Source organism: Actinoplanes sandaracinus (assembly GCF_030009775.1).
Taxonomy (GTDB): Bacteria; Actinomycetota; Actinomycetes; order Mycobacteriales; family Micromonosporaceae; genus Actinoplanes; species Actinoplanes sandaracinus.
Map to the genome: position 1 here is coordinate 113,239 of NZ_JASCTH010000010.1, position 18,845 is coordinate 132,083.

At 71.4% G+C, this 18,845-nt stretch carries 21 protein-coding genes; 11 read left to right on the plus strand and 10 right to left on the minus strand.

The window, feature by feature from the left end:
* Positions 1-340: 340 nt before the first annotated feature.
* A complete protein-coding gene (locus tag QLQ12_RS16935) occupies positions 341-874 on the plus strand; it encodes a hypothetical protein (RefSeq protein ID WP_282760989.1) in 534 nt (177 codons plus the stop codon).
* 133 nt (positions 875-1,007) lie between these two features.
* Here QLQ12_RS16935 and QLQ12_RS16940 read toward each other — a convergent pair whose 3' ends face one another.
* The gene (locus QLQ12_RS16940; RefSeq protein WP_282760991.1) at positions 1,008-1,529 is read right to left on the minus strand and encodes an anthrone oxygenase family protein; all 522 of its coding nucleotides are present in this window, start codon (positions 1,527-1,529) and stop codon (positions 1,008-1,010) included.
* 53 nt (positions 1,530-1,582) lie between these two features.
* Between QLQ12_RS16940 and QLQ12_RS16945 the strand changes: the two genes are divergently transcribed.
* The 3 genes from QLQ12_RS16945 (at position 1,583) to QLQ12_RS16955 (ending at position 4,344) form a co-directional block, all read left to right on the plus strand.
* On the plus strand, positions 1,583-2,158 hold the full coding sequence (locus QLQ12_RS16945) for a hypothetical protein (protein WP_282760993.1): 576 nt from the start codon (positions 1,583-1,585) through the stop codon (positions 2,156-2,158).
* A 69-nt stretch (positions 2,159-2,227) separates the two neighbouring features.
* The gene (locus tag QLQ12_RS16950) at positions 2,228-2,860 is read left to right on the plus strand and encodes a TetR/AcrR family transcriptional regulator (RefSeq protein ID WP_282760995.1); all 633 of its coding nucleotides are present in this window, start codon (positions 2,228-2,230) and stop codon (positions 2,858-2,860) included.
* 896 nt (positions 2,861-3,756) lie between these two features.
* Complete coding sequence (locus QLQ12_RS16955) at positions 3,757-4,344, plus strand: hypothetical protein (RefSeq protein WP_282760996.1); 588 nt, start codon at positions 3,757-3,759, stop codon at positions 4,342-4,344.
* Here QLQ12_RS16955 and QLQ12_RS16960 read toward each other — a convergent pair.
* Together QLQ12_RS16960 and QLQ12_RS16965 are read right to left on the minus strand one after the other, a co-directional pair.
* Complete coding sequence (locus tag QLQ12_RS16960) at positions 4,328-4,921, minus strand: TetR/AcrR family transcriptional regulator (RefSeq protein ID WP_282760998.1); 594 nt, start codon at positions 4,919-4,921, stop codon at positions 4,328-4,330. The genes QLQ12_RS16955 and QLQ12_RS16960 overlap by 17 nt on opposite strands.
* Positions 4,922-4,940: 19 nt before the next feature.
* A complete protein-coding gene (locus QLQ12_RS16965; RefSeq protein WP_282761001.1) occupies positions 4,941-5,792 on the minus strand; it encodes an oxidoreductase in 852 nt (283 codons plus the stop codon).
* 356 nt (positions 5,793-6,148) lie between these two features.
* Between QLQ12_RS16965 and QLQ12_RS16970 the strand changes: the two genes are divergently transcribed.
* Positions 6,149-7,534: an SGNH/GDSL hydrolase family protein gene (locus QLQ12_RS16970; RefSeq protein ID WP_282761002.1), complete on the plus strand. Its 1,386-nt coding sequence runs from the start codon at positions 6,149-6,151 to the stop codon at positions 7,532-7,534.
* Between the two features lie 224 nt (positions 7,535-7,758).
* On the opposite strand, the gene QLQ12_RS16975 is transcribed toward QLQ12_RS16970, so the two are convergent.
* A complete protein-coding gene (locus QLQ12_RS16975) occupies positions 7,759-8,424 on the minus strand; it encodes a CGNR zinc finger domain-containing protein (RefSeq protein ID WP_282761003.1) in 666 nt (221 codons plus the stop codon).
* 62 nt (positions 8,425-8,486) lie between these two features.
* Here QLQ12_RS16975 and QLQ12_RS16980 point away from each other — a divergent pair, with 62 nt between their 5' ends.
* Entirely contained in the window at positions 8,487-9,224 is a 738-nt protein-coding gene (locus tag QLQ12_RS16980) for a metallophosphoesterase (RefSeq protein WP_282761004.1), read from the plus strand.
* A complete protein-coding gene (locus QLQ12_RS16985) occupies positions 9,221-9,841 on the plus strand; it encodes a LysE family translocator (RefSeq protein WP_282761005.1) in 621 nt (206 codons plus the stop codon). The genes QLQ12_RS16980 and QLQ12_RS16985 overlap by 4 nt, the downstream gene beginning before the upstream one ends.
* Before the next feature lie 71 nt (positions 9,842-9,912).
* Here the strand turns inward: QLQ12_RS16985 and QLQ12_RS16990 are convergent, their stop codons facing one another.
* The 3 genes from QLQ12_RS16990 to QLQ12_RS17000 all read right to left on the minus strand — a co-directional run bounded on the left by QLQ12_RS16990 (position 9,913) and on the right by QLQ12_RS17000 (position 11,945).
* Positions 9,913-10,401, minus strand: coding sequence for an AAA family ATPase (locus QLQ12_RS16990; RefSeq protein WP_282761006.1), 489 nt, complete (start codon positions 10,399-10,401; stop codon positions 9,913-9,915).
* Positions 10,402-10,629: 228 nt separating this feature from the next.
* Positions 10,630-10,935 (minus strand): hypothetical protein, encoded by a 306-nt coding sequence (locus QLQ12_RS16995; RefSeq protein WP_282761008.1) that lies wholly within the window; start codon positions 10,933-10,935, stop codon positions 10,630-10,632.
* Positions 10,936-11,090: 155 nt separating this feature from the next.
* On the minus strand, positions 11,091-11,945 hold the full coding sequence (locus QLQ12_RS17000) for an EamA family transporter (protein ID WP_282761246.1): 855 nt from the start codon (positions 11,943-11,945) through the stop codon (positions 11,091-11,093).
* Positions 11,946-12,024: 79 nt separating this feature from the next.
* Here QLQ12_RS17000 and QLQ12_RS17005 point away from each other — a divergent pair, with 79 nt between their 5' ends.
* From QLQ12_RS17005 to QLQ12_RS17015, 3 genes are all read left to right on the plus strand, one after another.
* Positions 12,025-12,882 (plus strand): LysR family transcriptional regulator, encoded by an 858-nt coding sequence (locus tag QLQ12_RS17005; protein WP_282761010.1) that lies wholly within the window; start codon positions 12,025-12,027, stop codon positions 12,880-12,882.
* 20 nt (positions 12,883-12,902) lie between these two features.
* On the plus strand, positions 12,903-13,475 hold the full coding sequence (locus tag QLQ12_RS17010) for a chloramphenicol phosphotransferase CPT family protein (RefSeq protein ID WP_282761011.1): 573 nt from the start codon (positions 12,903-12,905) through the stop codon (positions 13,473-13,475).
* Between the two features lie 162 nt (positions 13,476-13,637).
* On the plus strand, positions 13,638-14,600 hold the full coding sequence (locus tag QLQ12_RS17015) for an ABC transporter substrate-binding protein (protein ID WP_282761013.1): 963 nt from the start codon (positions 13,638-13,640) through the stop codon (positions 14,598-14,600).
* Between the two features lie 78 nt (positions 14,601-14,678).
* Here QLQ12_RS17015 and QLQ12_RS17020 read toward each other — a convergent pair whose 3' ends face one another.
* Together QLQ12_RS17020 and QLQ12_RS17025 are read right to left on the minus strand one after the other, a co-directional pair.
* Positions 14,679-15,962, minus strand: a complete 1,284-nt coding sequence (locus QLQ12_RS17020; RefSeq protein ID WP_282761014.1) for an NAD(P)/FAD-dependent oxidoreductase — start codon at positions 15,960-15,962, stop codon at positions 14,679-14,681.
* A complete protein-coding gene (locus QLQ12_RS17025) occupies positions 15,959-16,561 on the minus strand; it encodes a TetR/AcrR family transcriptional regulator (protein WP_282761016.1) in 603 nt (200 codons plus the stop codon). The genes QLQ12_RS17020 and QLQ12_RS17025 overlap by 4 nt, the downstream gene beginning before the upstream one ends.
* A 70-nt stretch (positions 16,562-16,631) precedes the next feature.
* Between QLQ12_RS17025 and QLQ12_RS17030 the strand changes: the two genes are divergently transcribed.
* Positions 16,632-17,063 (plus strand): LIC_13387 family protein, encoded by a 432-nt coding sequence (locus QLQ12_RS17030; RefSeq protein ID WP_282761018.1) that lies wholly within the window; start codon positions 16,632-16,634, stop codon positions 17,061-17,063.
* 182 nt (positions 17,064-17,245) lie between these two features.
* Here the strand turns inward: QLQ12_RS17030 and QLQ12_RS17035 are convergent, their stop codons facing one another.
* Positions 17,246-18,808, minus strand: a complete 1,563-nt coding sequence (locus QLQ12_RS17035; protein WP_282761019.1) for a pectate lyase family protein — start codon at positions 18,806-18,808, stop codon at positions 17,246-17,248.
* Between the last annotated feature and the right edge of the window lie 37 nt (positions 18,809-18,845).

An 18,845-nucleotide genomic window follows, 5' to 3' on the forward strand; every position in this document is an offset into this window, starting at 1 on the left:
ACGGGGTTGCTCGCGCCGACCGTCGCTCGTTGCGGGCAGCCGGGATCTTAGTGCGGTAGCCACCGATTCTGGTGGCCATCGCACCAAGGTTCCACGGGTGCGCCGCATCGGGGTCGGGAGAGGGCGTCAGCGCACCGGAAATGCGAGGAGTGGTCACCGCTCCGAGGTTCCGGGGAGGTGGCCAGCGCGCACAGGTCTCCGAGGGACACGCGTCGAGGTCGCGGGAAAGGGGCACCGCACTGAGGGCGAGGGAAAGCGGTCACCGCACCGAGACTGCGGAGGCTGTCAGGTCGCGGGAATCGGCTTCGCGGTCCGGGCGGTCCACAAGAGGAGCGCGGGCGTGGCACCGAGGAGCCGTGAGCGGGGCCGCTTTGTCGATGGCGATTACGGTGACGAGGTGAAGAAGATCGATTTCGGGGTGATCGGCAGAACGATCGCCGTCGGCAGTGCGACGGGGGCGATCACCGGGTTCGTGGTCATGATCGTGCTCCTGTTCCGAATGGTGATCGCTGAGGAGCACATGAATCCCAACCCGAACATGGGCGGGTTCGTGCTGGCAGCGATCGTCGGTGCTCTGGTCGGGCTGATCACGGGCTTCGTGGCCGGTCTTCTCCTGCTGCCGGCGTCCCTGGTGCGCGACCGTCCCGTGCTGGGCGCATTGGCCTGCGCGGTGGCGTGTGGTGGAACGCTGAGTTCGCCTTTCCTCGTCGTGGGCTTCGGGTGGGACAACTGGCCCGAGACGCCCTGGGGCTGGGCGGTGGCCGGTCTGGTCGCCTTCACTGCCGCGGTCGGCGCCTGGAAGAGCCGGTACATCCTGCGAGGGCGGCCAGCGGCCAGTTCCGATCAATCGCGGACTGCGCCGGCTGATTCGTAGGCCATGGCCTCGGCCTTGCCGGGAGTGAGCGGGCCTGGTCTTGCGGTTGGATGTGCGCCGTCGGTGCGTGGGTGGGTGGGTGCATGGTGGTGGGTGAGCGCATGGTGGTGGCTACGGTTCGGGTGATCTCGGGTCATTCGCGGAGTGCACCGGCTGATGTGTAGGCCATGGCCTCGGTCTTGCCGGGTGTGACCGGAGCCGGACCTCGCAGCCGGGCGTGCACCATCAGTGCCCGGGCAAGGCAGGCGAGGGCCACGGTCGAGGCTATGGTCCGGACGATGTTCCAGTTGACCCAGACGTCCTCATATGCGGCGCGCACGGCGGCCGGGTCGGTGATCGCGTCGGCCGGCCCGGCAGCGGCGAGGGTCTCGTTGAGGGGCACGCTGATGCCGAGCGTGACGGCGAACGCGGACGCGTAGGAGAAGAGGGCGGCGATCGCCCACGGCAGGACGGCTCTGGCGCCGCGGCGCAGATGCAGGACCACCGTGAGGGCAGTCAGTGGCAGGGCGCCGAAGAAGCTGGCCGCGAACCAGCCGTTGCGGACCGTCGCGTTGATCCACTGCATCGTGGTGATGAAGGTGCGGTCGTCCACCTCGGTCAATCCGATCATGACCGAGCAGGCGTAGGCGTAGAAGAAGCCGGCGATGAGTCCCATCACGACCGTGGCAGCGACCAAAATCGATGCGCCCGTGCGCGAACCTGCGGGCGATGGCGGACCCGAGGGCGAAGGCTGAAGCGGGCTCGAAGGTGGATTCGAAGAGGGATCCGGCGGCGGACCTGAGGGCGAAGGCTGAAGCGGGCTCGAAGGTGGATTCGAAGAGGGATCCGGCGGCGGACCTGAGGGCGAAGGCTGAAGCGGGCTCGAAGGTGGATTCGAAGAGGGATCCGGCGGCGGACCTGAGGGCGAAGGCTGAAGCGGGCTCGAAGGTGGATTCGAAGAGGGATCCGGCGGCGGACCTGAGGGCGAAGGCTGAAGCGGGCTCGAAGGTGGATTCGAAGAGGGATCCGGCGGCGGACCTGAGGGCGAAGGCTGAAGCGGGCTCGAAGGTGGATTCGAAGAGGGATCCGGCGGCGGACCTGAGGGCGAAGGCGGACCCGAGAGTGGGCCGGAGGGCGATGGCGGACCTGAGGGCGGAGGAGGTCCCGAGGGTGAAGGCGGACCGGAGAGCGAAGGCGGACCCGAGAGCGGAGCTGAGGGTGAAGGTGGAGCTGAGGGTGCCGGTGTCAGCGCGGGTGGAAGGGCGGGCGTGGGCATGGCGAACCTCCGGGAAGGGCGGACGCTAAAATCGAACCAGCGAGTACGATTAAACCGTACCCGCCGGTTCGATTAATTGCCAGACCCTTGGAGGCGCCTTGTCCGGTCCGACCCGTCGTGGCCGTCCCCGCGCCGGCGAGCAGGTGGCCCGCCGCCACGCCGCCCTCGATGCCGCTCTCGCCGAACTGGTCGCGCACGGTCCCGAGCGCACCACCATGCAGTCCGTCGCCGTCCGCGCCGGTTGCTCCAAGGAGAGCCTCTATGCCTGGTTCGCCAACCGTGACGGGCTCCTCGCCGCACTGGTTGAACGGCAGTCCGAGCAGGTCAACACAGCGGTGTCGGCGGCGCTGACCGGTGCGGCACCGCCCCGCGAGACCCTGACCGCGATAGCTGAGAACCTCCTTCGATTGCTCACCAGCGAGACGTCGCTGGCGCTGAACCGGGCGGCGATGACCTCGACCGACCTCGCCGCACTGCTGCTGCGGCACGGCCGGCACACCACGGGCCCCCTGATCGAGGCGTTCCTGAGCCGGCTGGCCGACCAGGGGGAGCTTCGCGTCGACGACCCGGCCGACGCGTTCCAGTTGTTCTACGGGCTGGTGGTCCGCGACGTACAGATCAGGGCTCTGCTCGGTGAGGCGCCCGCCGCCGGGGACGCCCGTGCCGCCGCGAGGGTGGCGGTCGACCGCTTCCTCACCCTGCTTGCCCACCGGCCGGCTGACAGCGGTTAGAAGTGCGGACGGCGGTTAGAAGTCCAGTTCCGCGACGGGCCGCCATTCCACGGCCCCGCTGGTCGCCGTCGCGCAGGTCCGCATCGAGGTTTCTCCGCAGGTGTCGTCGTCGAGGGGTGAGTGCGGGGTTCGGGAACGCCGGGAGGCCGGCCCCGGCCGGCTCCTCGGAGCTCGGGGGCTCGCCCAGGGCGCGCCGGCCTTCGATGCCCATCCACCGGTCGCTGAGAGCCGTGGCGGTCGAAAGCGGCCGGCATTCGGGTGGCCGTCGCAGACCCTGAAAGTGGCCGGGTATCCGGGTGGCCGGCGCAGGGCCCTGAAAATGGCCGGCATTCGGGCGGCAGGCATAGGACCGCGTCGGTCGTGCCGTCCGCGAGCAGCCACCCCTGCCGCAGATCCTCGGGCAGCGGCATGCCGGCCTCGCGGTCGGCATGGGCGATCGCCCGCGGACTCGCCGGCGGCGCGATGTGCGGGATCGCCTGCGGCGCGTCACCGACAGTCACCGACGGTCACCGAAGGCTGCGTGTCAGGAGTCCTCCACGCTTGCCGCCATGAAACGATTCTGCGGCGCGCGGCCGCGAGGCGCGGTGCGGCCAGCAGTATCTGGGCTGGTCGTCGCGGGGGTGCGCGCGGTGAGGGACGACATTCAGGCGCGGGGGGCTCCTCGGCCGGGAGTTCGACACGGCTGGCGCTTTCGGCGCGAGTCTCGCAGCCCTGCCCAGCCGCCGAAGCAGCCCGTCCGGCCGCCGAAGCAGCCCGTCCGGCCGCCGAAGCAGCCCCGTCCGGCCGCCGAAGGAGGGCCGTCCGGAGGGACGTGCCACCCTCGATATTCGTCAGTGTGGTGATCCACACCCGGTCCGGGACTGCGCTGGCTTTTTGGTACCGCTAACATCCCCGCCGTGATCTACACTGTACGGCCCGTGATCGCCGTCACACTGCTCAGCGTCGCCCTGCTCAGCGCCTGCGACAGTGGCGACTCGAAGGGCCCGGACGCGAGCTCCAGTTCCAGTTCCAGCGCGAAGCCTCGCTGGCAGAAACTGGCCGCCGAATGTCCGGCGTTCGCCGGCGACGCCGCCACCGGCGTCGAGCCTGTCGACAAAGCGTTCCGCCCGTTCAACGGCAAGAAGCTCTACGCCGTGGGCTGCGACTACCGGGCCAGCGAGTCCCGCGGGTGGAAGGTCATGCTCAACGTGACCCTCTACCGGACCCCGGTCGGGGAACGGACGCCCGATGCGCTCGCCGCGCGGGAACTGGACCGGAACCGGCGCGCCGCCGAGCAGTACGCGACCGAGGGTGCCAAGAGCGAGGTGGTGACGGGTGTCGGCGACAGCGCCTTCGCCCGTCTGGTGCCCGGCCGTGGCGTGCGTGTGTACGTGCAGACCGCCAACGCCATGGTCCAGCTCGATTACGCCGACCCAGGCGACAGCCGCAAGGCGCTCGCCAAGGCCACCGACCTGACCCGGCAGACGCTCAGCGTCCTGCGCTGACCAGCATCGGCCACAGGATGTCGTCAACGACGTGGGCCACCCACGCCTCGTCGAGGGGGTGGCCGGTCAGCAGCAGCCGGTGCCACAGCAGCGCCTTGCACACCTCGACGACGGCGGCCGCGTTCGGGCCGGGGAGCAGCTCGCCCCGGCCCACGGCCCGCTCGAAGACGATCCCCACATCGGCGGTCCCGGTCGCCAGGACGTGGTCGTTCAGGAGCCGGCCCAGGGCGGGATCGGACCGGATCGCCCCCAGCAGGCTCAGCACGATCGGGTGCTTGCGCTCGTAGAGGCGGCAGAACGTGTCGAGGGCGGCGATCAGGTCACCGCGCAGCGAGCCGGTGTCGGGCAGGGGTGGGTGCTCCACCATCAGGCCGTGCAGCGCGGCTGACACCATGTCGGGCTTGCCGGACCATCGGCGGTAGATGGTCGCCTTGCTGGCCCGGGCCCGCCGGGCCACCTCGTCGATGGACAGCCGGTCATAGCCGACCTCGGTCAGCAGATCACGGACAGTGGAGAGGATGGCCTGCTCCCGGCCCGGGTCCAGCCGGTATTGGGTCGTGGCCGGTGATCGCGCCATCCGGCCCTCCGCGTGAACGTCACTGTGCTCCGGCGAAAGTACCGTATCGCACCCCGGTCAGGTCCTCGGAGATCGCCCACAGCCGCCGGGCGTCGTCCTCGTCACGGCCGCGGCCGGACACCTCGACCCGCGTCGGGTACCCGCGGCGCTCGGCGATGCCGTCCGGACCGTACGCCTCCCCGGTCGTGACCTCCGGATGGGTCGCGGCATGGAGCGAGGGGAGCGCGCCGGCCGCGGCGGACTGCGCCGACAGGCGCGCGAGAGCGATGAGCGCCGCCCGCACCGGGCTGGGCGTCCGGGCGAGCCCGGTGTGCGCGACGCCGGGATGGGCGAGAACGCTGGTCAGCGGCGTGCGGCGACCCAGTTCGAGGGCGAAGAGCACATTGGCCAGCTTGGACTGGGCGTAGGCGCCCAACTGCCGGTAGCGACGGTCACCCATCAGGTCGTCGAAGTCGATCCGTCCGCGTTTATGCAGGCTGCTGGTGACGGTGACCACCCGGGCGCCCACCGGCAGCACCGGCAGCAGCAGGCCGGTGAGCGCGAAGTGGCCGAGGTGGTTCACCCCGAACTGGCGCTCGAAGCCGTCCGCGGTCAGCTCCCGTCGCGGCACGGCCATCACCCCGGCGTTGTTCACCAGCAGGTCCAACCGGTCGTGCGCCTCGAGGAACCGCTGCGTGAACCGCCGGACCGAGCCGAGGTCGGCGAGATCGAGCTCCTGCCAGGCGGCCTTCGGGATGCGGGCCGCGGCCGCCTCGCCACGGTCTCGCTCCCGGGAGGCGACGACCACTCTCATGCCCTGTCTCGCCAGCTCCAGCGCCGTGTGGAAGCCGATGCCGCCGGACGCTCCGGTGATGATCGCGATGCCCGCCATGTCTTCTCCCGACCGAGGTGGTGTACGAAACGGTACCGTACACCGAGCGCTGGCGTCCGTCGATAGACGCGACCCGCCACGGACCGGCCGGGCAGCTCGGTGAGCGGAATCAGGACGGCGGGAACGGCCGCCCAGCGCGGAACGGGCGTCTTCTGTGGAATCTCCATGCCCCGAGTCTTTCCGCAGGCACCCCAGGGCATATGCCGGACCACCCGGATTGCCGCCGCGCGGGGGTGCCGATCGGCGCGGTCCACAGTCGGCTCCGGCATCCCTCGGCAGCCTTCCCCGCGCCCGGTTACTCCCGGGTAAATCGATGTTAGTCTCCGTGTGCGGTGATGTCTGACGGGGGAGATGCGGTGTCGCAACGTCTGTCGCGCCTGCTGGGCGCAGTTCTGGTGGCGACTCTGGTCGCCCTGTTCCCTTCGGTGCCGGCCTCCGCCGCCACCACGAAGATCATGATCGTCGGTGACTCCATCAGTCAGGGGGCCGAAGGCGACTACACCTGGCGCTACCGGTTCGCGCAGCACCTGGCCTCGTCCGGCGTCGCCGCCGACTTCGTCGGCCCGTGGACCGGCACCCGGGTCCTCGACGCCGACCACGCCAACCCGATGGTGTCGCACTCGGGCGCCTACCGGCCCGGCATCAGCTTCGACAGCGCCAACCTCGCCCAGTGGGGCTGGCGGATGGACCAGGCCAAGGACGTGATCGGCGCCAACGTCAGCGGCCACACGCCCGACTACCTGCTGGTCGAGCTCGGCTTCAACGACCTCGGCTGGGGAGTCAGCGACGCGCCCGGGCTGATCAGCCACTTCGAGACGTTCGTCGCCAACGCCCGCGCCGCCAAGCCGAACATCCGGATCGTCATCGGGAACGTGCCGCACCGCACCCCGCTCGACGTCAACCCCGGACTTCCGGCCCTGATCTCGCAGTACAACGCGCTCCTCGCGGCCCGGGTGCCGCAACTGTCCACGAGCGCCTCGCCGATCGTGCTGGCCGACATCGACGGCCCGTTCAACGAGAACACCGACACCTACGACGGACTGCACCCCAACGTGCGTGGCGAATACGTCATCGCCAAGGCCTTCGCCGACCGGGTCTCCGGCAGCTTCGGGCTCGGCGGGGCGTACGGCGCGATCCCCACGTCGCTGCCCGCCGGGCTGACCCCGGCCGCACCCACGTCGATCACCGCCGTCCGAGTCGCCGACAAGCTGAAGGTGAGCTGGTCGCACTCGTTCGGGGCCACCGGGTACCAGTTCTGGAAACGGGACGTGACCACGGGCGGCGCCTGGGAGAAAGGCCTGTACGAGATCGGCGCGGACAGTTGGACCGACGACTGGCTGCCGGCCGGGCACCGCATGGAGTACCAGGTGCGGGCCACCCGTGGCTCGTCCTGGACGAGCCCGGCGTCGCCCACCGCGTCGGCGGTCGTGCGGCCCATGCCCGACGTGCCGAACGTGACGGTCGTGGCGAACCCCGACCGGCCGTACACCCTGACCGTCCGGTGGAGCGCCGTCGCGGACGCGCACGATTACCACGTCTACGCGGCGCCCGGCTGCGACTCGACCGTGCCGGCGCCCAGCGCCTTCACCGAACAGCAGTGGGGGCTCGCCGGGAAGACCAGCTGGACCCAGGAACTGGTCTTCGAGCAGTGCCGCAACTACAAGGTCGTGGCGTCCCGCTGGGGTGGGCACGGCTCTCTCGCCACGGCTACGACGGTCCGGGCGTACCCGTACCGGACGTAGGCGCGCCCCGAGAGCCGCCATCCGCCCGGCCGTAGCCCAGCTCGGGGGTGCCGGGGCTACGGCTGGCTCGCCGCCCGTCCAGCCGTAGCTCGGCCGGGGGTCGCCGGGGCCATTGCGTGGCTCGGCTACGGCCGGACCGTCAGGGACCGTTCGGCCGTAGCGCAGCCCGGTCACGGAAGGGCGGAGACGTTGGCGGGCTACGGCCGGGGGCGCGGGGTGTGGCGTCAGGGCTGGGCGGGGTGGTGGCGCTGGTAGTGGCGGGCGGCCCGGGCACGATTGCCGCACGACGCCTTGCAGAACTCCTGCCGGCCGTGCTCGCGAACGAAGTAGCGGACGCAACGCGGCGCGGAACAGGCGCGCAGGTTCGCGCGGTGCGGACCGGTCAGGAAGGCGATCGCCGCGCGGGCCAGGGCGCCGGTCAGGGCCGCCTCCGGCGTCGACGGCGCGGTGACGGTTCTGGCGAGCGGTTCGGTTTCGGTCGACTCCCATTCCAGTTCGAGGGTCACCGGTACGGCGGAGGCCGCACCGTTGACCCGTCGCAGCGCCTCGTCGAGGGGGAGGAGACGGCCGGCGTCGGCTCTGCTGGGTGGGGTGGGGCTTACGGCGTACCCGAAAAGGCTCCGGATCGCCGCACGCAGACCGAGGACCGCACGGTGGGATGCCTCGTCGGCGTCGAAGTCGCCCGCCCAGCCCTCGGCCCGGTCGGTGAGGGAGCCGTCGGGCCGGTCCCCGGCCCGGTCGCCGAGCAGGGCGGCGCGGTCGTTGAACAGGGCGGCTCGGTCGCGCACCCATGCGGTGAGGGCGGCAGGTGAGGTGAGGTCGTCGGCGACGCCGCCGTGCCCGTCGTGATGGATGGTGCCCGCCAGCTCGAACGCCAGGTCGGAGATCACGTGATGAGACTACCGCCCGCCCGCCTAACGGAAAACGTGTACTTTGCCGTTAGATTGATGTGATGGGAGACCCCGTGGTTCTGCTGGCTCAGATCAGTGACCTGCACCTCGACGGCACGGCGCGCACCAGTGAGCGGGCCGCCCGCACCGTCGGCTATCTGCGTTCGCTGCCGCGGCCACCGGACGCGCTGCTCGTCACCGGCGACGTCGCCGACCATGCGGCCGTCGCCGAGTACGAGGAGGCGGCGAAACTCCTCGACCTGCCGTTCCCGGTGCTCACCGCGCCCGGCAACCATGACCGGCGTGGCCCCTGGCGCGAGGTGCTGCTCCGCGAGACGGCCGCGGAGACCCCGGTCAACCGTGCCGCCGACATCGGCGGGATCAGCATCCTGATGTGCGACTCCACCATTCCCGGTGCGGACGACGGACTGCTCGCCCCGGAGACCCTCGACTGGATCGAGGCGACCCTCACCGGCCGGCCCGCGGTGCTGGCCTTCCACCATCCGCCGGTGGACGTGCACCATCCGCTGCCCGACTCGTACCCCCTCGGCGGCCGCCCCGCGCTGGCCGCCCTCCTCGACCGGCACCCGCAGGTCATCGCCCTGATCACCGGCCACGCCCATACCGCGGCCGCCGCGACCTTCGCCGGCCGCCCGGTGATCGTCGGGCCGGCCGTCACCTGGACGCTGCGGATGCCCTGGGAGGGCCGGGAGATCGCCGACCTCGGCCAGCCACCGGGTGTCGCCTTCCACCTCGTCCACGAGCGGAGCATCGTGACGCACTTCCGTAACGTCCTGTGACGGCCGGGCTGGTCGCCGGGTTCCTGGTAGCGGTCTTTCCGATGATCGCCACGCCAGGAGCCAGTTTCACCCTGCTGGTCCGGCACGTGACCGGCGGCGCGGGCGCGCCGGCCGCCGTGCCGGTGATCCTCGGGACCGTCACCGGGTTGCAGGTCCACGCCACGCTGGCCGCGGCCGGGCTGTCCGCCGTGATCCTGCACGCGGGGTGGGCGTTCACCGCGCTGCGGATCGCCGGGGCGGCCTATCTGATCGGGCTGGGCCTGTGGACCTGGCGTGCCGCGGGAGCCTCCGGCCGCACCGTGGAACGTGCCCCGGCGCAGGTGGCCGGCCGTGGCGCCTTCCTGCAGGCGTTGCTCGGCAACGTTCTCAACCCGAAAGCGGCGCTGATCTTCGTGACCCTGGTGCCGCAGTTCGTGCACCCCGGCCGGGCACTGTGGCCCCAGATCCTGACGCTGGCGCTGGCGCAGTCCCTGCTGGTCGCCGTCTGGTTGGGCGGCTGGGCCGTCGTGATCACCCGGGCCGGGCCCGCCCGGCTCACCGCCCGCTTCACGCGCACGATGCGGCGGATCACCGCCGCCACCCTTATCACCCTGGGGGTACGGACGGCGCTGAGCTGAACGGTTTCGCCCGCCATCACGGCGGCGGGTCGAAAACCGGGCGGCGCTGAGTTGAACGGTTTCGCCCGCCATCACGGCGGCGGGTCGAAAAGCTCCAGCTCAGGCGGGGTCGGCCGGTGCTGGCGGAAGAACTCCCAGGCCTGCTCGAACTCGTCCGCGCCGATCCGGAAAGCGCCGGCCGGCAGTGCCGCGTTCCGCCGCGCGATCCTGGCGAGCAGCTCCTCTTTCGACGGTTCGAGCAGGCACAGCACCACCCGGGCGCCGATCTGCCGGGCCTCGGTGCGGTAGCGGTCACGTTCCTCCCGGGCCCAGAGCCCCCAGTCGAGCACGACGTTGCGGCCCATCGACAGCACCCGTAGCGCGGTCGCCCACTGGAGTGACTCCATCCGGTCCCGCAGCAGGTCCAGCTCGGACTCGGCGAGCTCCGGATGCAGCCATCGGAGCCATTCGTCGGCGGTCAGCCGCAGGGCCCCGTGCCGCTCCTCCAGCTCCCGCGCCAGTGTCGTCTTGCCACTGCCCGGCAGACCGCACGTCAGAAAGAGGACCGCCGGCTCACTCACGCCGCACATCGTAGGGCGAGGCCCGGTCAGTGCTCGTTCCGGCGCGGCAGCCGGCGGAGGCGAGACGCACGACCCCGTGCCGCGGAGGTGAGGGCCACGACCCGGCGTGACGAAGGCGCGGTGCACGACCCGGTGCTGCGGCGGGGTCTGGCTGGGCCCCTACCCCCGGGGGGTGTTCTAGCGGCTCGGAAGTGGGATGGGTGCGGGACCACCGCGGGGTCCTCTCGGTCATCGGCGGGCCGGGAAGAGGGTGAGTTGCTCGCTGAGCGAAAGGCCGACGGCCTCGTCGGCGCCCTGGCGCCGCAGGCAGCGGCGGCAGGTCACCGGGGCGGTGGTGGGACGCAGAGCGGCGAGCTCGCCGCCGCTGACCCCGACGTGACACAGCGGAGCCGGCACCTCGAACTCACCGAGCCATCGCACGGTCGCGACCGCGTGGACCGCGCTGCCGCCGCGCACGAACGCGTTGTGACCCGCGAAATCGGCCACGGCACGCGCCACGACGGCGGCGAGGAGGTCACCAGCGGAAGCTGTCACGCCGACATCGTGCCTCCGGGGTATGACACTTTCGCCGTCCCGGCGATCGGAACCGCAGCGACCGTGGCGTCATGCGGTCGGCCGGGCAAGGCGCGATCACACGGCCCGGGTGGGCGCCGGGCTCTCGCCGTCGCGGGGCCGATTCCGCGCCGGGCTCACGCCGTCACGGGGATGGTCCGCGCCGGCGCCGGGCCTGCGGCGCCGTGGACCGCCCCCGCGCTGGCGACGATCACGAGGGCGACGGCCAGCAGTTCCAGCGGGGTGAGCCGCTGGTCGAGGACGGCGAAGCCGGCGAGCACGGCGACGGCCGGCCCCAGGCTCATCAGCACGGCGAACGTCGACGTCGGGATCCGCCGCAGCGCCAGCAGCTCGAACGTGTACGGCACCACCGACGACATGGTCGCCACGACGGCGCCGAGGCCGAGGACGACCGGGTCCAGCAGGGCGGCGCCGGCGTCGACCACGCCCAGCGGCAGCGTGAGCACCGCGCTGACGGCCATCGCGAGGGCGAGCCCGTCGGCCTTCGGGAAGCGGCGGCCGGTGCGGGCGCTGAACACGATGTACGCCGCCCACATCAGGCCCGCGGCCAGCGCGAAGCCCGCCCCGGCGAGGTTGAGCCGGTCGAAGCCCTGGTAGCCCAGCAGCATCACTCCGGCCAGCGCGAGCGCCGCCCACAGCCAGCTCACCGCCCGGCGAGCGGTGAGCACCGACAGAGTCAGCGGGCCGAGCACTTCGAGGGTGACCGCCGGGCCGAGCGGAATCCGGTCGATGGCCTGGTAGAACAGCGTGTTCATGCCGGCCATCGCGGCCCCGAGCCCGGCGACCGCGAGCCAGTCGTCGCGCCGGTGACCGCGCAGCCGCGGCCGGCACACCAGCAGCAGCACGATCGCGGCGATCGTGAGCCGCAGCGTGACGACCCCGGCCGCCCCGGCACGCGGGAACAGCAGCGCCGCCACCGCCGACCCGAACTGCACCGACAGGGCGGCGCCGAGGACCAGTCCGCTACCCATCGACGTCACGGCCCGACGCTAACCGGCCGGTGATCCGGCGTGGAAATGCCAGAACCGGCTGTGGTTATGCTCGCCGGTCATGACCGTCGAGTTGCGGCACCTCCGCGCGTTCCTGGCGATCGCCGCCGAGGGCAGCATCACCCGCGCGGCGGTCCGGCTGCACGTGACGCAGCCCGCCCTGTCGCGCACTCTCCGGCAGTTGGAGACCCACCTCGGCGTCGGTCTGGCCGACCGCTCGACCCACCATCTGCGGCTCACCCCGGCGGGCATCGCGTTCCGGGACCGCGCGGCCGCCGCGGTGGCGGCCGTCGACGACGTCCTCGACCCGGCGCGGGCCGGCGCCGGGCCGCTGCGCCTGGGGCACGCCTGGTCGGCGCTGGGCGAGCACACCGGCCGCCTGCTGCGGGCCTGGGACCGGACCCACCCGGACATCCCGCTGCGCCTGCTCCGGGTCGATGACCGCACAGGAGGTCTGAGCAGCGGAAAGACCGACGCCGCCATACTTCGCGACCCGGGCCGGATCGCGGGCGCGCAGACCGAACTGCTGGTCACCGAGGCGCGGGTGGCCGCCGTGCCGGCCGACAGCGATCTCGCCCGCCGTCCCCGCGTCGCCCTCGCCGACCTGGCCGGATGGCCCATCGCGATCAACACGGTGACGGGCACCACCGGCCTGGACCTCTGGCCGGCGGACGCCGCGCCGGCCGGCACGGTCGAGGTGGCCAACACCGACGACTGGCTCGCCGCCGTGACGGCCGGGCGCGCGGTCGGCGTCACCAGCGTCGCGACCGCCGCCATGTACCCGCATCCGGCGGTCACCTACGTCCCGCTGACCGACGCCGAGCCGCTCGGCCTGCACATCGCCTGGCGTTCCCCGCCGACCCACCCCGCCGTCGGTGAACTGGTCCGCCTGCTGCGCTCCCTGCTAACCGCGCCGTGAGGTCTCGCTAGGGTGCGGGCGTGGATTCTGACCGAGACGGCCGGATCATCCTGCTCAACGGCGCCTCGAGCTCCGGCAAGAGCAGCATCGGCCTGGCCCTGCTCCCGCTGCTCGCCGACCCGTGGTTCTTCTTCCCCGTCGACGGTCTCGGGGCGATGCGCTCCACCGTCCACACCCGGGTGCTCGACGACGCCGGTATCGACGACATGCTCCGACGCACGAGGGCCGGCTACCACCGTGCCGTGGCCGGGCTGGCCTCCGCGGGCAACGACGTGATCATGGATTACCCGCTGAGCGAGCGGTGGCGTCTGGACGACCTGCTGCGAACCCTCGCGGGGTACGACGTGACGCTCGTCGAGGTCCGGTGTTCGCCGGCGGAACTGGATCGCCGGGAACGCGCCCGCGGCGACCGGCCGGTCGGGCTCGCCCGCTCGCAGGGACTCGTCTACGCGCACGGCGACCGCGACATCGCCGTGGACACCACCACCGCCACTCCGGCCGAGTGTGCGCTGACCATCGTGAATGCGCTGGACGGGGTCTCGTCGCCCAAGGCGTTCGACCGGCTGCGCGATAGCCTACCGTCGATCACGTAGATTGCCCGCAGCGTGGGCCGGCGCGGATGCCGGTGACCATAGCCACAAGATCACGACCCCGCTGTTCGGTGCGGCGCGGAGCGTACGACAATCTCCGCATTGACGTACGCGAATGGCGCGTCTACGTTGCGGTGAGGTTGACCGGGGGAATGGGGTTCCGAAATGCGACGATCGCGCCTGCTCGCGGCACTGGCCGGAGTGCTGCTGCTGGTCGCCGGGTGCACTGATGATCCGGGTGCCAAGTCCAAACGCGGGGCGGGCGAGCTCGACAGGGTCAGCGCCGGCGTCATCGCGATCGTCGACGTCGCGCCCATCTACCTCGGCAAGGACAAGGGCTTCTTCAAGGCGGAGGGCATCGACCTCTCGCTGAACACCGCACAGGGCGGCGCGGCCATCGTGCCGGGCGTGCTCAGCGCGGAGTATCAGTTCGGGTTCAGCAACAGCATCTCGCTGATGCTCGCCGCCGCCCGCGACGTGCCGATCAAGGTCGTCTCGAACGGCAACAACTCGACCGGGGTCGACGGCAAGGACTTCGCCGGGCTCTTCGTCCGCGCCGACAGCCCGATCAAGTCGCCGAAGGACCTGGCCGGGCGCACGGTCGCCGCGAACACCCTGAAGAACATCGTCGAGACGACGGTGCGGGAATCGGTCCGCAAGGACGGCGGTGACGCCGCCCAGGTCAAGTTCACCGAGCTGGGATTCCCCGAGCAGGTGCCGGCGCTGCAGGAGAGCCGGGTCGACGCGATCTTCGTGGTCGAGCCGTTCCAGCAGTCCGCGGTCGCCGCCGGGTTCCGCAAGATCGCGTCCAGCTATGTCGACACCGCGCCCGAACTCACCGTCGCGATGTACTTCACCTCGAAGAACCTGGTCGCCAGCGACCCCGACCTGGTCCGGCGTTTCACCGTGGCGCTGAAGAAGTCCCTGGCGTACGCCGACGCTCACCCGGACGAGGTCCGCACCGTCCTCAGCACCTACACCAAGATCGAGCCCGAGGTCCGGGAAGGCCTCGTCCTGCCGAAGTGGCCGGCCGAGATCAACCGCCCCTCGGTCGAGAAGCTCGCGGACCTGGCCGTCACCGACGGCCTGCTGCCCAAGAAGCCCGACCTGGCCGCCCTGCTGCCTTGACCCCGCCCCGGTCGCTGCCCGCGTGATCCTCCACCGGGCGCCGGGCAGCGACCGAAACCATCGGACGGCCTCGTCGGCTCAGCGGGTGTCGGCTCGGTGTGGCCCGGCGAGCGCGGCCCCCCTGATGACGGCCGCGACACGCTCCGCTGTGGCGGCGTCGGGGCCGGTCCACAACTCGTCCAGCCATGGGCCGGCGAACAGCCCGACCAGGGTCGGGCGGCCGTCGGCCGCGGTGGCGTCGAGCCACTCGCTGACGCAGTTCTCCCGTGGCCCGTGCACCCGGAGATAGCCGGCCGGGTGCTCCGGCCAGAAACGGCGGTCGAAGCGGAGCACCGCTTTCTCCACCCGCCCCATGCCGAGCCGTGACAGGGCGTCACGATGGGGTGCCGGCAGCGGTGGCTCGAACGTGATCCCACCCCCGGAGAGCACACCCAGAGGCGCTGTCACGATCACCGCGTCGGCGCGCTGCGGGTTCCCGTCGCCGGTCAGGGTCACCCCGTCGACGTCGACGCTGATGCCGCGCACCGGGCGGCCGAGCCGCACGTCGAGGCCCTCGGCGAGATGCTCGGCCAGCAGCCGGTAACCGCCGACGATCCACCGGTCGCCCTCACCGACGCCGGGCTCGAAACCGTGGCGGGCGCTGAGCCACGACAGCGGTGCGCCGGAGTCCATCACGATCTCGGCGTCCACGAACCGGCGGACCGCCTCGGCATCCGACGACTCCAGGTCCCGCAGCCAGACGTCGAGCACCTCCGCGATGCCGGCCCCGACCGGCGAGGCATCGAGTCGTGCCCGCAACTCGATCTCGATGGCCCTCGGCGTCAGAGGACCGCCCGGGGCGATGGGAACGGGGCCGCCCAGCACCAGTGGATCGTGGAAATCGGTCGGCACCGTCCGCAGGCCGAGGGATTCGGCGAGGCGGGCCAGGACGTTGTCGTCGTACTGCTGGAGCCAGTTGGCCCCCAGGTCGAAGGCGGCGCCCGCAACGTCGACGCCGGCGGTGCGCCCGCCGATCCGGTCGCGGGCCTCCCGGATCCGCACCTGCACGCCGCGGCCGGCGAGGGTTCGGGCGGCGGCGAGGCCGGCCATGCCGGCGCCGACCACGGCGACGCGGGAATGCCCGAGGTCCGCGGCCCAGAGAGCGGCGGCGACGCCTTGTTCGTACGCGCCATGGGTCATGCCGGCCCGTGTCGGATGGGTCGCCTCGCCGGCGATCAGCAGGCGATCGCCGACGGGTGTCCCGAGGTTCACCCGGTCCTGCGGGGTGCCGTCGCGCCCGATCAGGCTCCACGAGCCCCGCGCCCACGGATCGTCGCCCCAGTGGGAGACCGCGAAACCGGTCAGCCGTGGCGAGGCGGTCATGTCTGCGGTAGCGGGGTGGCGCGCTGGTCGGGCGCTGGGCGGAGGGCCAGCCCGACGATCGCGCCGAAGCGGGCACGGAGGCGCCGGGTGTCGACGGGCTCGCGGCCGTGAGTGAGCTCGTCGACGACGATGCCGTCGACGAGCGCGATCAGCATGCTGCCGTGTTCGGGGTCGCCGAAGACGGCCGTCGCCAGGGCTTCGAGGTCGGCGGCGATGGCCGCGGCGGTCGCCGTGGTCAGTTCCCGGGTCTGCGGGTCGAGCATCAGGAGCATTCTGGCCCGGCTGCGGGCTCGGGCGGGGCCGAGCCAGTGGGCGAGCATGCGGGTGCCGTCTTCGATCAGGGCGGCGGCGTCGAAGTCGGTGACCGTGCGGCCGGCCAGCGCCGCGTCGAGGTCGGCCCGGTCGAGCTCGGCGATCCGGTGTAGGACGGCGGCCAGTAGCGCCTGACGGGTGGGGTAGTGGTAGCTGCAGGTGCCGGAAGGTAGGCCGGCGGCGACGTCGACGGCCCGGTGGGTGAGCGCCCGCAGCCCTGTCTCGCCGACGATGCCGAACGCGGCGTCGGTCAGGGCCTGTTTGCGAGCGGGGTCACGTGCACTCATATGGCCAGATGCTACACCTGTAGTGTTTACTACGCCTGCATTTGTCGTCGGCAGTCAACGGAGTCTCGCCATGCAGTCAGCCCTCGCGTTTCGCATCGGAGCCTGGTCGTGGATCGTCTGCGGCACGGGCCACAGCATCTTGGACGTCGCGATGCGACTGTCCCCGAGCCTCGAAGAGGAGCGCGTCGACGCCGTGCTCCGGGGCCAGGTCATGAACCTCGGCGGGGTCTCGCGGACCAGTTACGAGGTGATGCAGGGCATCAGCCTGGCGATGGGGGCGGCGATCGTGACGGTCGGGGTGCTGCTGCTGTACATCGGGCGGCTCTCGTCGTCCACGGGACGGACCCGCCCCGCGGTCCTGATCGGCCTGGTCGCGTCCGTGCTGATGCTCGGGCTGGCGGTGGCGCTGCTGCCATCGCCGCCGATCGTGTTGTTCTCGGTGGCCACCGCGGCGTTCGGGTTCGCGCTGGTTCGCGAAGGCCGTGCGGCCACCGCTGGCTGAGCCGGAGACGAGACGGCGGGTGGCAGCCGGGAGTCGCCGTGCTCGGTGGTCACTGCCGGGCCGGTCTCTGCTGCGGCGGGCGCGGCGCGCCGCCCGGACCGTGGAAGACCGGGCGGCGCGCGGATCAGGCGGTCTGGTTCACGTGGGAGGAACCACGCGGCGGGAAGTGCGGGCGGCCGGGGTCAGGAGGCGTAGGTCTCGAACTCGGCGATCTTCGGCGTACCGGAGGAGGCCGTGATCTTGAAGGTGATCTTGGTTGTCGAGGTGGCCGGGAAGCTGATCACACCGCCGCCGGTGCCGGAGGCCAGCACCGCGCCGGTGGCGCCGTTGAGGACCTGGTAGGAGCCGATCGACGAGCCGGACGCCTCGCGGATGTTGATCTTCGCAACCCGGGTTGCCGCGCTCCACTTGATCGAGATGTCGCCGGTCGCGCCGTTCGGGGACCAGATCGTGGAGAGGCTGCCGTCCTTCACGTTGCCGTAACTGGTGCCGCTGGCCTTGCTGGACCCGTCAGCGCCCGCCCCGATGCTCAGGTTGGCGCCGGAGGGCTGACTGGCCGACGGGGAGGGGCTGGCCGGAGTGGACGGGCCGGCCGATGTGGACGGGCTGGTCGACGGGCCGCCGGTAGGGCCGGCGGTCGCCGAGCAACTGCCGTTCGACACGGCGAGGCCCTTGTTGGCGCCGGCGGTCGCGGCGACGAGGGCGGGCACGCAGGACGCGCCGTCCAAGCTGAACGCGTAGGGGATGCTGACGGTGGTGTTCGACGTGACGTTCGGGCCTGCCGGCTTGTTGTCGGTGCCGGGCGCCGACCAGGTCACGTTGTCGAAGACGTTGCCGGAGACCTGCCAGTACCCTGCCGCGTCGGTGTAGAAGGTGCCGAGGACGTCCTTGGAGTCCTCGAAGTAGTTGTTGTCCACCTTGGCCTTGGCGCCGGCGCGCGAGTTGATGCCCGACTCTCTGAGGTTGAAGTAGTGGTTGTTGTACATGTGAGCGGTGGCCCCGCGGAGCAACGGCGTCCGCGAGTCGATGTTCTCGTATCTGTTGTGGTGGAACGTGAGGAAGTTGTTGCCGGTGTCGGTCTCGCTCGACCCGACCAGCCCGCCACGGCCGGAGTTGCGCAGGATGCTGTAGGACAGCGTCACGTACTCGACGTCGTTCTTCATGTCGAACAGGCCGTCGAAGCCCGCGGACTCGCCGCCGGACGCCTCCAGGGTGGCGTGGTCGACCCAGACGTTGCGGACGGTGCTCTCCATGCCGATCGCGTCGCCGCCGTTGGAGAGCGGGGAGCCCGACTTCTTGACGTTCTTGACCGTCACGTTCTGAATGATGATGTTGCTGGAGTCCCGGATGTGGATGCCCAGCTGGTCGAAGGTCGCGCCGCTGCCGACGCCGACGATCGTGACGTTGCTGATGCTCTTGAGCTCGATCACGTCGGCGGCGGTGTTGCAGCTGCTGCCAGACACCTTGGTGGTGTTGCCGTGGTTGATCGTGCCCTGGACCTCGATGATGATCGGCGTGCTGGTGGCGGCCCGGTTGCACAGGGCGGCGTGGATCTGGGTGCCGGTGCTGGCCCGGACCGTGGCTCCGCCGGCGCCGCCGGTGGTTCCGCCGTTCTGGGTGGCGTACCCGGTGACGCCACCGGCCGCGGCTGAGGCCTCCTGCTGGGGCAGGCCGAGGGCGATCGCCCCGGCCACGCCGGCGACGCCGGCCACTGCGGAGAGTCGCAGTGCGACTGATCGTCTCATCTCGCTTCACCTGTTTTCGTCTCGCGCATCGGGGTGC